Origin of the sequence: Actinomadura sp. KC216 (assembly GCF_004348535.1) — a bacterium.
Classification (GTDB): Bacteria; Actinomycetota; Actinomycetes; order Streptosporangiales; family Streptosporangiaceae; genus Spirillospora.
The window spans coordinates 1-14,493 of the sequence record NZ_SMJX01000215.1 but is presented as its reverse complement, the minus strand read 5'-3'; the positions used below and the strand labels follow the sequence as shown (position 1 = coordinate 14,493).

The 14,493-nt window shown below is 70.0% G+C and carries 16 protein-coding genes; 8 read left to right on the top strand and 8 right to left on the bottom strand.

Features of this window, described 5'->3' with window-relative positions; translation table 11 throughout:
- Positions 1–250: 250 nt before the first annotated feature.
- The 3 genes from rpsR to E1264_RS29460 all read left to right on the top strand — a co-directional run bounded on the left by rpsR (position 251) and on the right by E1264_RS29460 (position 2,056).
- A complete protein-coding gene (gene rpsR / locus E1264_RS29470; RefSeq protein ID WP_019631633.1) occupies positions 251–487 on the top strand; it encodes a 30S ribosomal protein S18 in 237 nt (78 codons plus the stop codon).
- Positions 488–503: 16 nt separating this feature from the next.
- On the top strand, positions 504–950 hold the full coding sequence (gene rplI, locus E1264_RS29465) for a 50S ribosomal protein L9 (RefSeq protein ID WP_132178714.1): 447 nt from the start codon (positions 504–506) through the stop codon (positions 948–950).
- Between the two features lie 209 nt (positions 951–1,159).
- The gene (locus tag E1264_RS29460; protein WP_243711241.1) at positions 1,160–2,056 is read left to right on the top strand and encodes a peptidoglycan recognition family protein; all 897 of its coding nucleotides are present in this window, start codon (positions 1,160–1,162) and stop codon (positions 2,054–2,056) included.
- A gap of 33 nt (positions 2,057–2,089) precedes the next feature.
- On the opposite strand, the gene E1264_RS29455 is transcribed toward E1264_RS29460, so the two are convergent.
- Together E1264_RS29455 and E1264_RS29450 are read right to left on the bottom strand one after the other, a co-directional pair.
- Positions 2,090–2,278 carry a hypothetical protein gene (locus tag E1264_RS29455; RefSeq protein ID WP_052357975.1) on the bottom strand — a complete coding sequence of 63 codons (189 nt, stop codon included), beginning with the start codon at positions 2,276–2,278 and terminating at the stop codon, positions 2,090–2,092.
- A gap of 83 nt (positions 2,279–2,361) precedes the next feature.
- Positions 2,362–3,687: an MATE family efflux transporter gene (locus tag E1264_RS29450; RefSeq protein ID WP_132178713.1), complete on the bottom strand. Its 1,326-nt coding sequence runs from the start codon at positions 3,685–3,687 to the stop codon at positions 2,362–2,364.
- 329 nt (positions 3,688–4,016) lie between these two features.
- Between E1264_RS29450 and dnaB the strand changes: the two genes are divergently transcribed.
- Positions 4,017–6,737, top strand: coding sequence for a replicative DNA helicase (dnaB, locus tag E1264_RS29445; protein WP_207936377.1), 2,721 nt, complete (start codon positions 4,017–4,019; stop codon positions 6,735–6,737).
- A gap of 8 nt (positions 6,738–6,745) precedes the next feature.
- On the opposite strand, the gene E1264_RS29440 is transcribed toward dnaB, so the two are convergent.
- Together E1264_RS29440 and E1264_RS29435 are read right to left on the bottom strand one after the other, a co-directional pair.
- Positions 6,746–7,594 carry an ABC transporter permease gene (locus E1264_RS29440; protein WP_132178711.1) on the bottom strand — a complete coding sequence of 283 codons (849 nt, stop codon included), beginning with the start codon at positions 7,592–7,594 and terminating at the stop codon, positions 6,746–6,748.
- Positions 7,591–8,295, bottom strand: coding sequence for an ATP-binding cassette domain-containing protein (locus E1264_RS29435; RefSeq protein ID WP_132178710.1), 705 nt, complete (start codon positions 8,293–8,295; stop codon positions 7,591–7,593). The genes E1264_RS29440 and E1264_RS29435 overlap by 4 nt, the downstream gene beginning before the upstream one ends.
- A gap of 73 nt (positions 8,296–8,368) precedes the next feature.
- Here E1264_RS29435 and E1264_RS29430 point away from each other — a divergent pair, with 73 nt between their 5' ends.
- From E1264_RS29430 to E1264_RS29420, 3 genes are all read left to right on the top strand, one after another.
- Positions 8,369–9,004: a TetR/AcrR family transcriptional regulator gene (locus tag E1264_RS29430; protein WP_165964445.1), complete on the top strand. Its 636-nt coding sequence runs from the start codon at positions 8,369–8,371 to the stop codon at positions 9,002–9,004.
- 131 nt (positions 9,005–9,135) lie between these two features.
- Entirely contained in the window at positions 9,136–9,558 is a 423-nt protein-coding gene (locus E1264_RS29425; protein WP_132178708.1) for an MmcQ/YjbR family DNA-binding protein, read from the top strand.
- 68 nt (positions 9,559–9,626) lie between these two features.
- Positions 9,627–10,511, top strand: a complete 885-nt coding sequence (locus tag E1264_RS29420; protein WP_132178707.1) for an NAD(P)H-binding protein — start codon at positions 9,627–9,629, stop codon at positions 10,509–10,511.
- Between the two features lie 117 nt (positions 10,512–10,628).
- Here E1264_RS29420 and E1264_RS29415 read toward each other — a convergent pair whose 3' ends face one another.
- The 3 genes from E1264_RS29415 to E1264_RS29405 all read right to left on the bottom strand — a co-directional run bounded on the left by E1264_RS29415 (position 10,629) and on the right by E1264_RS29405 (position 12,468).
- Positions 10,629–11,060, bottom strand: coding sequence for a hypothetical protein (locus E1264_RS29415; RefSeq protein ID WP_132178706.1), 432 nt, complete (start codon positions 11,058–11,060; stop codon positions 10,629–10,631).
- Positions 11,061–11,227: 167 nt separating this feature from the next.
- The gene (locus E1264_RS44820) at positions 11,228–11,899 is read right to left on the bottom strand and encodes a hypothetical protein (protein WP_207936375.1); all 672 of its coding nucleotides are present in this window, start codon (positions 11,897–11,899) and stop codon (positions 11,228–11,230) included.
- Positions 11,900–11,955: 56 nt separating this feature from the next.
- Positions 11,956–12,468 carry a GNAT family protein gene (locus E1264_RS29405; RefSeq protein ID WP_243711240.1) on the bottom strand — a complete coding sequence of 171 codons (513 nt, stop codon included), beginning with the start codon at positions 12,466–12,468 and terminating at the stop codon, positions 11,956–11,958.
- A 134-nt stretch (positions 12,469–12,602) separates the two neighbouring features.
- On the opposite strand from E1264_RS29405, the gene E1264_RS44815 reads away from it, so the two are divergent.
- Positions 12,603–14,036, top strand: a complete 1,434-nt coding sequence (locus tag E1264_RS44815; RefSeq protein WP_132178705.1) for a pentapeptide repeat-containing protein — start codon at positions 12,603–12,605, stop codon at positions 14,034–14,036.
- Here E1264_RS44815 and E1264_RS43795 read toward each other — a convergent pair.
- On the bottom strand, positions 14,033–14,493 hold a 461-nt coding region (locus E1264_RS43795; protein WP_243711239.1), incomplete at its 5' end, for an alpha/beta hydrolase. The two genes, E1264_RS44815 and E1264_RS43795, sit on opposite strands and share 4 nt — an antisense overlap.

Here is a 14,493-nt window from a genome sequence, read left to right as displayed (position 1 = left end):
GGCGGGTACTCCGACGACCCGCCCTTCTAGCCGCCGGCCGGTCATCACCGACCGCTCCGACCGCCGGACCGTTCCGGTCGGCCGCACCAACCGGCCGGAACATCGGTACACCGGAACGTCAGGGCCTTCGGAAGATCAGGACCTTCGGGCCTTCGGGCTCCGGGGCGCATCGCCGCTCCGGGCTCGACCAGCAAGATCAATGACAACGTCCATTCCCGCGTGAGCGGGGCTCTCCCAAAGGAGCACCACGATGGCGAAGCCACCTCCCCGCAAGCCGAAGAAGAAGGTTTGCGTTTTCTGCCAGGAGAAGATCTCCTACGTCGACTACAAGGACACCGGGCTGCTGCGGAAGTTCATCTCCGACCGCGGCAAGATCCGCGCCCGGCGGGTGACCGGCAACTGCACCCAGCACCAGCGGGACGTCGCCACGGCGATCAAGAACGCCCGCGAGATGGCGCTGCTGCCGTACACCAGCACCGCGCGCTGAGGCAGGGGGAAAGACGATGAAGCTCATCCTGACCCAGCAGGTCTCCGGGCTCGGCGAGCCCGGTGACGTCATCGAGGTCCGCGACGGCTACGGCCGCAACTACCTCGTCCCCCGCGGGTTCGCGATCAGGTGGACCCGGGGCGCCGAGAAGGAGATCGAGTCGATCAAGAAGGCGCGTTCGGCCCGCGAGATCGCGACCGTCGAGCACGCCAAGGAGGTCGCCGGGCAGCTCAAGGCGCTGCGGGTGACGCTGCGCACCCGCACCGGCAGCGGCGGCCGCCTGTTCGGCGCCGTGACCGCCGCCGACATCGCCGAGGCGGTTCGCGCCGCCGACGGTCCCGACCTGGACCGGCGCCGCATCGAGATCGGGAACCCGATCAAGACGATCGGCACGCACCGCGTCAGCGTGCGCCTGCACAGCGACGTCAACGCCACGATCGACGTCAACGTCGTCGAGGCCTGACGCACGTCCCGGTAGGCGCCCGCGGCACGTCCGGCGGGTGTCCACCGAACGGCCCACGTCCACGGCCCCCGCGTCCCTCCGGGCGCGGGGGTCGTCGTGCTTCTCCGCGTTTCATGTGAAACGTCCGCGAACCGCCCTGTGCTGGTCTACGTGCAACCGTCCAACTACGTTCCGTAAGTAGGACCTTGCGGGATGAAGGGGGGACGGTGGTGAACGCATTTTCGGAGGAAGGCGCGGAGACCGGCGCGGACGCGGTCGGCGGCGAAGGCGATCCTTCGTGGGGGACGCGCCGCTCGCCGGTGACGCGGCGCTCGCTCATCGGGGGCGTCGTGGGGGCCGGTTTGCTGGAGATGCTGTCCGCGGCGCCTTCCGTCCAGAATGAGGCCATGGCTGCCGATCTTTCCGCCGGGCGTACCGGGCGAGGAGCCGCGGGGCCGGGCGAACTCTCAGAAGCGGACGAGAGCATCCTCTTCACGGCGGACGCCCCGCGCGTGTTCACCCGCGCGCAATGGAACGCGCGCGCGCCGCGCCGTCCCGCGAAGGTGATCCGCCGCCGCCCCGACCGCATCGTCGTGCACCACACCGCCACGCCGAACTCCAAGGACGGTTCGCGCGCCCACGCCTTCGCGCTGTCCCGGCTCATCCAGGACATCCACATGGACCGGAACCGCTGGGACGACGCCGGCCAGCAGCTCACCATCAGCCGCGGTGGCATCGTCATGGAGGGCCGGAACAGGAGCCTCAAATCCATCCGCGACGGTGGCCTCGCCATCGGCGCGCAGGTCCTGCACCACAACGAGCACACGATCGGGATCGAGAACGAGGGCACGTACATGACGAAGGCGGTCCCGCGCCGCCTGTGGAACTCGCTGGTGGAGGTGTGCGCGTGGCTCTGCCGGTCGTATGACCTGGAACCTTCCAAAGCCATCGTCGGGCACCGCGACTACAACAAGACCGCCTGCCCCGGCGACGTCCTGTACGCCCGCCTGCCCGCCCTGCGCCGGGCGGTGGCGAAGCGCCTGGACGGGGGATCGCCGCAGTCCGGCAACGCAACCGGAGACGAAGGGATCCTGCCCATCCTCCCGAACCTGGACGACCTGACCTGAGCCCCGCCGCCCTGGTGGTCGTGGGCCGGGACGTCAGGTTTCGGGGGTGGTGTAACGCGTCCGGCGGCGGGCGATCTCGGGATCGATGCCCTCGACGAGCGACCAGATGCCCGCGACCCGCTCCACCAGGGTTTCGGGAGGCAGCCCGGCCAGGCCCTCCGCCGCCAGGTCGTCGATCGCCTGCGTCAGCCGGGCCATCCGCTCGCCGTGCGTGGAACACATGTTCGAATAGTAGCGAGTGTGATGGCCGATGCGGGTGCGCTTCAAGAAATTCGCCGCCCAGCCCTGGGCCCCGGCCCACCCGCTTAGCGGACGGCGCCCGTGACCATCCAGCGGTCACCGCGGGCGCGCAAGGCCAGGGTGAGCATCCGGGTCAGCATCCACAGGCCGATCGCCGCCCAGAGGCCGGTGAGCCCGGTGCCCGTCCAGTAGAGGACGATCGCCGCGGGCAGGAAGACGACCGTCGCGACGAGCGTCGTCACCGCCAGGTACGCGCCGTCGCCCGCGCCGATCAGGATGCCGTCCAGGACGAACACCACGCCGGCGACCGGTTGCAGCACGGCCACGATCAGCAGCGAGGCGAGCAGCAGGTCACGGACGTCGCCGTCCGACGTGAACAGGCCCGGCAGCCACGGACGGACCGCGAGGATCGCCAGCCCGAAGACCACGCCGCAGACGACCCCCCACCACACCATCCGGCGCGTGACGGCCCGCGTCCCCGCGAGGTCGGCCGCGCCCAGGTAGCGGCCGGTGATCGCCTGCCCGGCGATCGCGATCGCGTCGAGGGCGAACACCAGCAGCGTCCACACCTGGAATCCGACCTGGTAGGCGGCGATCTCCTCGTCGCCCATCCGCGCCGCGATCGACGTCCCGACGATCAGGACGACGCGCAGCGCAGCCGTCCGGACGAGGAGGCCGAAGCCCGCCGTCGCGGACGTCCGCAACCCGTCCATATCCGGACGGACCGGGGCCCCATGCCGTCGCGCCGCCCGCAGCACCACAACGACGTAAACGGCCGCGCTGGCGGTCTGCGCGACGACGGTGCCCCACGCAGAACCCGCGATCCCCCACTCCAGGACGAGCACGAACACCACGTTGAGCAGCAGGTTCAGCGAGAACCCGCCGATCGCCACGAGGAGCGGCGTCCGGGTGTCCTGCAGGCCGCGGAGCACGCCCGTCCCGGCGAGGACGATCAGCATCCCCGGGATGCCGAAGAGGCTGACCCGCAGGTAGGTCTCGGCGTACGGGGCGACATCCGGGGACGCGCCGAACGCGTCCACCACTCCCGGAACCAGCGGCAAGCCGATAACGATCAGCGCCGCGCCGATGGCGAGCGCGAGCCACATCCCGTCGATGCCCTGCCGGACGGCCGCGCGCAGATCCCCGGCCCCGACCTGCCGCGCCACCCCGGCCGTCGTCCCGTAGGCGAGGAAGACGCACAGGTAGACCAGCGTGCTCAGGGCCTGACCGGCGACCCCGAGACCGCCCAGCGGCGCGGTGCCGAGATGGCCGACGATCGCCGTGTCGGAAAGGAGGAAGAGGGGTTCGGCGACGAGCGCGCCGAAGGCCGGCACGGCGAGGCGCAGGATCTCGCGGTCGTGTGCGGACGCGAGCCGCCGGGGAGTGGACACCGCGTCGAGGCTACCAGCATGTAACTCACATAAGAACTTCACACCTTACACAGCGAACTTTCTTTCCCGCACACCCGGTGGACGACGTTTCCGCACTTCAAGGCGGTGCGGTACGCGCCGCCCACGCTGAATCCACAAAGTTGTCCACAGGTCGTGCACAACGAGACCGGCGTGTCTGCACAGGCGGTCCACAGGTTTGTCCACAGGACGCTTTGCTCCCGGCCGCGCGCCCTCGGGAGAATGTCGGACGCTTCAGGTAGACGTGGGATGAACGGTCGGCGATGAGGCGGACGGGGCCGCCGGCGACCGGCGATGAAGGGGGTGCGACGGTGAGCGTGGCCGAGATTGGACCGCCCGAACCCGAGTTCGAACGCACCCCACCCCATGACATCTCCGCCGAGCAGGGCGTCCTCGGCGGCATGCTGCTCTCCCAGGACGCCATCGCCGAGGTCGTCGAGCTCCTGCGCACGCCCGACTTCTACCGTCCCGCGCACCAGATCGTCTACGACACCATCCTCGATCTCTACGGCCGCGGCGACCCGGCCGACGCCGTCACGGTCGCGGGCGAGCTCACCAAGAACGGCGAGATCGGCCGCATCGGCGGCGCCCCCTACCTGCACACCCTGATCTCCCTCGTGCCCACGGCGGCCAACGCCGGGTACTACGCCAAGATCGTCCACGAGCGGGCGATCCTGCGGCGGCTGGTCGAGACCGGCACCCGCATCGTCCAGATGGGCTACGCCGCCGACGGCGCCGACGCCGACGAGGTCCTCGACCGCGCCCAGGCCGAGGTCTTCGCCATCGCCGAGAAGCGCGCCGGAGAAGACTACGTCGCCCTCAGCGAGATCATGCCCGGCGCCCTGGACGAGATCGAGGCGATCGGCAGCCGCGGCGGCCAGATGGTCGGCTGCCCCACCGGCTTCGCCGACCTCGACGCCCTCACCAACGGCCTCCATCCCGGCCAGATGATCGTGGTCGCTGCGCGACCTGCCATGGGAAAGGCGACCTGCCTGAAAACTCCCCTTCCGACCCCAACGGGTTGGACGACTATGGGCGAAGTGTCCGTTGGCGATTACCTGATCGGAGCCGACGGAAAACCTACGCGCGTCGTCGCCGCGACGGAGGTCATGCACGGTCGCCCGTGCTACGAGATCGAGTTCTCGGACGGCGAGGTGATCGTCGCCGACGCCGAGCACCAATGGCGCACCACCGTCGAGTCCGGGCCTGACCGGCGCCCCCACGACCGGAGCGAGATGACCATTGGCTGCTCCGGCCGCACCTTGAACGGCGCTCGCCGCTCCGGCGTCCATGCCGCACTAGGCGTTGTCATGGGCGGTGACGGGCGCTATCCCGTGGACGAGTCCCACCGTCCCTCAGCGCTGACCGGAAACCTCGACACCCCGCGGCAGGCCGCCGATACCGGCGCCCTCCCTGACCATCGGCGTCCCGGGCGCCCGATACACCGGCTGTTCAAGGCCCAGGTTGCGTCCGCGCTGCGAGGCGACGATTCCATCCTCGGGTGGTACGGAGCGGGAGTGAAGACCGTCCTTTCACTCTCTGGCGAGCACGCGCGGCCGGGGTGCGAGAACGCGATGCGACGCTTGCCTTCACGACGAGCGACGACGCACCGGCAGCAGATCAGAACGACCGAAGAGATCTTCGCGACGTTGCGGCGCGACGCGGCCGGACGGACCAACCACGCGGTCGAGGTGGCGGCCCCGTTCCAGCTTTCCGCGGCCGTCCTCCCCATCGAGCCGTACGTCCTGGGCGCCTGGCTGGGCCGTGGCGATAGCGGCGGTCGGCTCACAGGTGTCGAGCGCGAGGTCGTCGCGGAGATCGAAGCGGCGGGTCGGCGAACGGTGGCAGAGGCGTCGCCGGGGCGGTACGAGATCCCCGGACTGCACGACCAACTCGTCCGGCTCGGCCTGGTGGACGGCAAGCACATCCCGAGCGTTTATCTGCGGGCGTCCGAGGAGCAGCGGCGGGCGTTGTTGGCGGGTCTGCTCGATACGGACGGGCACGTCTCGGAGGCCGGGCAGATTCGGCTCGAATGCGCGGGCAGGCGGCTGGCAGGTGACGTCCGCGAGCTGATACTCAGCCTCGGACATCAAGCGACGATGACGGCGACGCAGGTGGAAGGAGATCCGGACACGGCCTCCGTCCGCTACCGGATCGAGCTCACGCCTGCGGAGACGGTGTTCCGGTTGCCGCGGAAGGCCGCGCGGCAGCGCGCGGTCGTCGATCCCAAGGCGCGGGTGCGGTACATCGTGGACGTCCGGCCGGTCGAGAGCGTGCCGGTGCGGTGCGTCCAGGTCGACAATGCCGACCACATGTACCTGGCCGGACGGTCATGCATCCCGACCCACAACTCCACCCTCGCGCTCGACTTCGCGCGGGCGGCGTCGATCAAGCATGGATTGACCTCGGCGTTCTTCAGCCTGGAGATGGGGCGCAACGAGATCACGATGCGGCTGCTGTCGGCGGAGGCGCGGGTGGCGCTGCACGCGATGCGGTCCGGCACCATGCAGGACGAGGACTGGACGCGCCTCGCACGCCGGATGAGCGAGGTCGCCGAGGCCCCGCTGTTCATCGACGATTCGCCGAACATGTCGATGATGGAGATCCGCGCCAAGTGCCGTCGGCTGAAGCAGCAGCATGACCTGCGCCTGGTGATCGTTGACTATCTGCAGCTGATGACGTCGGGGAAGCGCGTCGAGAGCCGCCAGGTCGAGGTGTCGGAGTTCTCCCGTTCGCTGAAGCTGCTGGCGAAGGAGCTGGGCGTCCCGGTCATCGCGTTGTCGCAGCTCAACCGAGGTCCCGAGCAGCGAACGGACAAGAAGCCCATGGTGTCCGACCTGCGCGAGTCGGGATCGATCGAGCAGGACGCCGACATGGTGATCCTGCTGCACCGGGAGGACGCCTACGAGAAGGAGTCGCCGCGTGCCGGTGAGGCCGACCTGATCGTGGCCAAGCACCGTAACGGCCCCACCGCCACCGTGACCGTCGCCTTCCAGGGCCACTACAGCCGTTTCGTTGATATGGCGCAGTAGTCGGCGTTTCAGTGTTGTTTGGCGTAGAGGTGGAGGGTTAGCGGGGCGCATACCGCGGTGATGGCGGCGGTTGTCATGAGCGTCCAGGCGAGTGATCCGCCGGTGCCGCCGGTGTCGTTCATCAGATCCCTGGCCGTGGTCGCGACGTGGCTGAGCGGGTTGACGTCCACGAATGCGCGGAGCCAGCCGGGCATGGTTTCGGGCTCGACGAAGATGTTGCTGGCGAACGAGAGCGGCATCAGCACGATGTTGGCGACGCTGATCACGACGGCCGGGTCGCGCACGAGCAGCGCGACCGCCGCCCACAGCAGGGACAGCGAGAGCCCGAAGGAGACGATGAGGGCCACCGCGGCGAGCACGCCCGGTGCGCCGCCGCCCGGCCGGTAGCCCATGGCCAGCCCGAGGAGCACCACGATGGTGGACGCGAAAAGGTAGCGGGCGGCGTCGCTGAGCAGGCCGCCGACCACGAAGGCGCCGCGCCAGACCGGCAGGGAGCCGAAGCGCTCGAAGGCGCCGGTCGTCACGTCCTGGGCGAGGCGGGCGCCGCCGTACATGGTGACGATGGCGATGCTCATGGTCAGCGTGCCGGGCAGGAGGACCTCGAGGTAGGCGCCGGGCGAGCCGCTGACGGCGCCGCCGAAGAGGTAGGTGAACAGCACGGTGAACAGGATCGGGATGGCCACCGAGTCCACGAGCTGTTTGGGGTCGTGCTTGGTCTTGAGGAGGGCTCGCCGGCCGAATGTCGCGGAGGCGGTGAGGGCCCCCGGGCGACGGCGCGGGTGGGTGGCCGCGAGCAGGTTGTCCAGTTGGTGGATCTCCGCCCCGGCGGGGTGCGAGACGGCGGCCGGGGTGCTCATGCGCTCATGTCCTCCTGCTCGGCGGCGGTCGCGGTGGCGGCGGTGGTGGCGTTGGTGGTCAGGGCTAGGAAGGCTTCGTCCAGGGTGGGCTGGCCCAGGGTGACGGTGAGCAGGACGGTGGTGCCCGCCGCGGCGATCCGGCGGACCAGCTCCCACACCCGGCCGCGGCTGCGCGGATCGAGGCCGGTGGTCGGCTCGTCCAGGAACAGCAGCTCAGGGGGCACGATCAGGCTGGCCGCGATGTCCAGGCGGCGGCGCATCCCGCCCGAGTACCCGCCGACCGGGCGCGCGGCCGAGCCGGTCAGGTCGAAAGCGGTGAGCAGGTCGTCGGCTCGCCGCCGGCAGGCGGCGCGGGACAGGCCGTGCAGGCGGCCGAGGATCGACAGGTTCTCGTATCCGGTCAGGTCCTCGTCCAGGGAGGCGAACTGGCCCGTCACCGCGACCCGTGCCCGGATCGCGGCCCGCTCGCGGATCACGTCGTGGCCGAGGACGCGGGCGGTGCCCCGGTCGGGCCGGGTCAGCATGGCCAGGACGCGGATCATGGTGGTCTTCCCTGCTCCATTCGAGCCGAGGAAGCCGAATACCTGGCCGCGCTGGACGGTGAGGTCGAGCCCGTCCAGCGCCCGGTTCTCGCCGTAGGTCTTGACCAGGCCGCGCGCCTCGATCGCCGGGCCGCTTCGCTCCGCGCTTTTCTTTGACATGCTGTAAGAGTTAGCTATCTCTTACAGCATGTCAAGGTTTCGTCGTCGCGGCCGGGCGGATATCGTCGTCGGGATGGGTGACACGCTCGACTCCGCCAAGGTGGCGCGGCCCCGGCGGTCCGACGCCCGGCGCAGCATCGACGCCATCCTCAACGCGGCCCGCCTCGTGCTCGGCGAGCGGCTCGACGCGAGCATGGAGGAGATCGCCACCAGGGCGAACGTCACCCGCCAGACCGTCTACGCGCACTTCCCGTCGCGCGACGCGCTCATCGCCGCCCTCATCGACGCCGCGGCGGCCGAGTACCTCGCCCTGCTCGATGACGCCGGTCTCGACACCGCCCCGCCCGCGGATGCGCTGGCCGCGTTCCTCGACGCCGGGTGGCGGTTCATCGACCGCTACCCCCTGATCCTCAACCCCACGCTGACGGGGATCCCGCGTCCCAAGACCAACGACCCGCACGACGTCGTGCCGCCGCGGCTCGAACGGCTCATCCAGCGCGGCCAGCGCGCGGGCGACTTCGACCAATCGGCGCCCGCCGGCTGGCTGGCCGCCGCCGTCATCGGACTCCAGCACGCCGCCGCTGCGGAGATCACCGCCGGGCGCCTCACCGCCGACGAGGCGGCGGCCTTGTGCCTGCAAAGCACTCTGCGCCTCTGCGGCAGCGGCGGCAGCGACGTCAGCGGCGAGGCGACCGCAAACCACCGGTGACCGGTAGGGGCATCAGGGCCGCCCTCCTCAATGCCGGACCGTTCGCACCGCCCCCCTCAACGCCCACTGGTCGTCGCGCGGCTCCCGTCCCGGCGCGCGGTTTTGTCCGAGGGACGGCCTACGCTGCAGCTATGTCGGCAAGAACGCGCCGGGCCAGGGTTGAGGACGTCCATGAGCTGGCCATGGGCATGCCTCATGTCACGGTCGAGCACGGCAAGGGAGAGAACCCTGTCTACCAGGTCGGGGGCAAGTCGTTCGTGTTCTTCCGGACTCCTCGACCGGACGCGGTCGATCCCGACACGGGCGAGCGCTACCCGGATGTGATCGTGTTCTGGGTGCCGTCCGAGTCCGACAAGCTGGCGCTGGTTCAGGACGAGACGTCGCCGTTCTTCACGACGCCGCATTTCGACGGCCACCGGTCGGTGCTGCTGCGGGCGAGCCGGGTCGGTGAGCTCACGCTGCAGGAGCTGACCGAGATCGTCCAGGACGCCTGGCTGTCGCAGGCGTCGCGCAGGCGAGCGAAGGCCTGGCTCGACGCCCACCCGACCGGATAGCGCGAACGCGCCCACCACTCGATGGCTCGCGGGTCAGGGGGACCCGTACGTAAACAAGGGGGGAATGTATGACGATCGCCGTTACCACTCCGACCGGGCAGGTCGGGTCCCGCGTGGTCCGGTTGCTGCTGCAGGCCGGGGTCCGGCCGCGGGTGCTGGTCCGCGACCCGGCGCGGCTGGACGCCGCCATCCGCGAGCACGTCGACGTGCGGCGCGGCGACATGACCGACGCCGCGTTCGTCCGTGAGGCGATTTCGGGTGCGCGGACGGTCTTCTGGGTCGATCCGACTCCGCACTCGTCCGAGGACCCGATCGAGACGTCCGACCGGACGGCCGACCCGCTGATCGAGGCGGCCCAGGACGGGGACGTCGCACGGGTCGTCCTGCTGAGCAGCGTCGGCGCGGAGAAGCGCCACGGAGCCGGGCATATCGACGGGCTGGCCCGGATCGAGGAGCGGCTCGACGCCACCGCCGCCGACACGCTCCACCTGCGCTGCGCCTACTTCTTCACCAACCTGTTCATGGACCTGGACAGCCTGGCCGGTGGAGTTCTGACCACGCCGTTCCGTCCCGACGTGCCGATGGCGTGGGTCGACCCGCGCGACATCGGGGACGTCGTCGCCGCACGCCTGCTCAACGACGATTGGAAAGGCCACGAGGTCCAGGCCGTCCATGGGCCGGAGGACCTCAGCTTCCAACAGGTCGCGGCCATCCTCAGCGAGGTGCTGGGCCGTACGATCCGGCTTGAGGTCGTCGGAGAGGACGACCTCAGAGGAGCGCTGCGCTCCGCCGGGCTGAGCCCGAGCGCGGTGGAGGGCATCGTCGGCATGTCCGCGGGGACGCGTGACCTGGTCCCCGAGCAGCCCCGCGATGTGATCACCACGACGCCCACCCCGCTCGCGGCCTGGGCCTACGCCCACCTGCGCCCGGCCGTCCTCCAGGCCACCAGCTAGGTCTCCGATGGTGCGCCCCCTGTCCGGTGCCTCCCTGCCCGGTCAGGGGGTGGACCAGGATGCCGCGCGGCTACGGCAGGTCAAGGCGAGATGCGCTCCGCGCCGGAGACCGAGCGTTCACGCGACCTTCGTGTAAATGAGGTCGAAGTCGTGTTCCCAGGTCTCGTTGTCGAGCGACTTCGACCAGCTGGCCTGAATGGTGCGGCCGTCGTCGCTGAGCGTCCCGGAGAATCGCTGGTCGAAGCCCGGCGCGTTCCGCCACATCTTCCACAGGCCGTTGTCGAAAGTCATCTGGTAGACGCGCGATACGCCACGGGAGTCGTAGTAGAGGACGGTGTAGACGTCGGACGAGTCGTCCCGGCTGACGAGTTGCGTAGCGGTCGGGACGGGCGGCGGCGCGGCCGAGTGAATGCGCAGGAAGGCACCGCCCTCAAGCCATTCGTACGTGACCGCCGCCTCCCCCTCTCCGAACGCCGGAACCCGAACCGTCCATTCGCCGACCAGCGGCGCGAGTGGCTCTAGCGCGGGATTGGGTGGAAGCGATGTCATGGCATGTCCTCCCGTTGCGCCGCCTCACCGCTGGGCACTCCGGCCAGGCCGCCATGGCGGTTTCGATCTCTTCCTCACCGTGGATTCTGCCAGGCCGAACAGCTCCGCCAGCCCGATCCGCACCTGGACACAGCGGGTGATGTGGGCGGGTGGTGCTGATCGTTAGCCTATGGAGAGTTCGGGGCCTTGGCTGTGGTGACGGTCAGGTCATAGTCGACCGAGGTGTGGAAGTCGCCGCTGCTGCCACGGATGCTGATCGTGTGCTTGCCGGGGGCCAGGCGGCGTTGGGCGAGGAATCCCCAAAGCCCGCAGGCGTACCCGCTGGTGGGCCCGGAGGTGTCGGTGACCGGGTTGCCTTCGACACCTTCCACGGTGATCGGCGAACCCTTCCAACGTTGGACGGGCTGAGTGACCCCGTCGAGCGTCCACCTGCCACTCGCGGCCGCCATGAACGCCGAACAGTCGCTCTCCGAACCCAGCAGGTTCACCACTGGCACGACCAGCGTCTGGGAGGGCATGGTGCAGCGGCGCTTCACCGAACCACCGAACGTCCCCGCAAGATTCCAGATGAACTCGCTCTGGCCTGCCGCGCAGTGCACCCCGGTCTTGTCCTCAACGGGGTTGCGTCCACGGGGCGTGCCGGCAGCCCATTTCCACCATTGTGTCTGGACCTCACCAGGAAGAGCCTGGTCCAGCTTCTTGTCCCTGGGCGGCTTCTCTTCCTGCGCCTTGCCAGGGCGTCCGGTCGAGTCGCTGGACGAGGGGCTGCCGTTATCGAAGCCGCAGCCACTGACCAACGCCACCATCGCGACCGACCCGGCGAACCACCTCAAGATCACCGGCACACGGTAGCGGAGATCGCTCGGATCCGGCGCCCCATTAAAACGTTCGGCGTTCAGCGGGCGGGGCGTTCAAAGAGGAGTTCGCGGCCGTCTTCCTCGTCCCATTGCTCGCCGACCTCGATGAATCCGTAGCCTGCGATCGTGGCCAGGGATGCGGTGTTCTCAGGGCTGATCGACGCGCGGACCGTCCTGACAGATGGCTCGGACGCGGCGCGGTCGAGGAGGGCGGTGAGCATCGCCTTCGCGTAGCCGCGGCGGCGGTGGGCGGGGTCGACGGAGTAGGCGATCTCGACCGTTCCGCCGGCGTTCGGGGCGCCGTGAAAGCCCGCGTGGCCGACGACGGCGCCCTCCGGTTCCGCGACGACGGCGCGGACGATCCAGCGCGCGTGTTCGGGTTCGCGGGCGAGCTGTCCGAGCCGGAATCGCCAGAGGAATCTGGCCTCGTCGGTGAGGAAGTATTCGGTCAGCGGAACTCCGGCGGCGGCGCTCGCGCCCGCCACATCGTCGTCGAGCAGCGCCTTCATGGCGGATGGCGGCAGCTCGACGAAACGGATGGCAGGCGGCACGGGCGGCTCCTCGGGTCGGGGGCCGCCCAGCTTATGTCGTGCCTTCCCGCGGTGAGAAATGGATTCGGTGGTCTGCTGATCGGTGGGCGCGTGGACGCGTGGACGTGCTCATCTGCTCGTGATACAGAGCGGATATGGGGCCGCCTTACCCGTTCAACACCGAGATTTACGTCACCGCGGACCTACGGGCTCCGGACCTGGCGGAGCTGGCCGGGCGCCTGCGGAGCGAGTGGCCGGGGCACGATCGGGCCACCGCACCCGCCGACCGGCGCACCGCCGAAGCCGCGATCATCGGCCTGTACCGCTTGATCGGCGTGGCGGAGCCGCGGCTGGTCTGGATCGACTCGCCCGCAGCCGCCCGCACGCCCGACGATGATCCTTTCCCGCCCTCGCCCGATGCGGTCGCGGAGGCGCACGGTGGACCGGCGCCGGGACCATGGCTCCTGCACGAACTCAGTGGCAGCGTTCCGTCCGGCAGGCGCGGGGACGGGGAGGCGAGCCGGGGGCCGGGCCTTACCGCCCTGAGGGGGGTGACCCGCTGGTGGCGGGCCAAGGCCCGGCGCCGGGAGGTGTGGGAGCACCGGCTGGCCCTCTGGACTGACCTTGTCGGCTCCTGCGGCGGCTGGTGGCCGTTCGAGCGGGTGTGCGTGGTGTCGGAGCGGCCGATCGAAGTCCATCTCGCGCCCTGGCAGGCGGCCGGTCACGTTGGCGAGCGGCTGCACCGCCGCGACGGACCGGCGATGCGCTACCGCGACGGCTGGTGCCTGTACGCCCTCCACGGGACGCTGGTCCGGGAGGACGTCGTCGAGGGCGAGCGAGCCGGAACCGCCCCGCCGCCCGGGCAGCGCACCGATCTCGCCGTGCTGATCGAGAAGAACGACGCCCCGGCCCTTGCCCGCCTTGTCGGCCGGGACTACCGGGGCGCCGACCTCCGCGGCGTCCGGTTTCCTCCCGGCACCGATCTCACCCGCGCCGACCTCAGCGGAGCCGATCTGCGCCACGCGGATCTGTCCGGCGCGGCCCCCCAGGGCGACGGCCTGTGGGAGGACTTCACCGGCGCCAGGCTCGTCGGAGCCGATCTGCGCGGCGCCGACCTCGGCATCGCCCCCGACTTCAGCGGGGCGGACCTGAGCGGCGCCAACCTTGCCGGATCGAACCTGGGCGGCGCGCCCGAGTGCGGCTTCTCGCAGTTCACCAACGCGAAGCTCGTACGCACGATCCTCACCGGCAGCCATCTCCTGGGCGCGGACTTCAACGGAGCGGATCTGACCGGCGCGGATTTCACGGGCGCCATTTTCTGGACGGGCATGGGGCCCGGCTCCACCGCCCAACAGGAGTTCCTGGCGGCGCGCAACTTCGGCGGAGCCACCTGGGACAGCACCACGACATGGCCCGACGACGGCCTGGCCGAGGTGTTCAGGAAGGTGTCCCATCCGGTCGACGGCGGTTCGTTCCGCGTGCGTGACAAGCCGCCGCTGCCCGGTACCGGCCCGCACTCAGCGGCAGGCGACTCCGCGAAGCCGGGCAACGTCGGTCAAGGTGACGTCTTCTTCGACTTCGGTCGCTAGGGCCGGTCTAGGAAGTCTCGGACGAGTTTCGTGAACTCGTCAGGGCGTTCCATCATCGCCACGTGGCCGGTGTCGAGTTCGGCGTACTCGGCACCCGGGATGGCGCGGGCGAACTCGCGGTGGTTCTCGACGGGGATGGTCTGGTCGCGAGTGCAGCCGATGACGAGGGTGTGGGCGCTGATACGTGGGAGCAGGTCACGGACGTCCAGGCGTTGGACGAGGTCGAGTTGGCGTAGGCGGGCGTCGGTCGGGCGCATGAAGCCGTGCGTCTGCTCGGCGGCCTCGTGGCCGATCGCGTTGAGGAACTGGGGGCTGCAAGCGGTCAGTGTGCCGAGGCGTCCGAAGGCGTCGGGGTCGCTGGTGAGGCCCAGCCAGGTGGTGATCAGCTGCCGGACGTACTCGTCGCCCGGATGGCTCAGGCCCGCAACGGGGACGAGGCGGCGGACGAGGTCCGGAC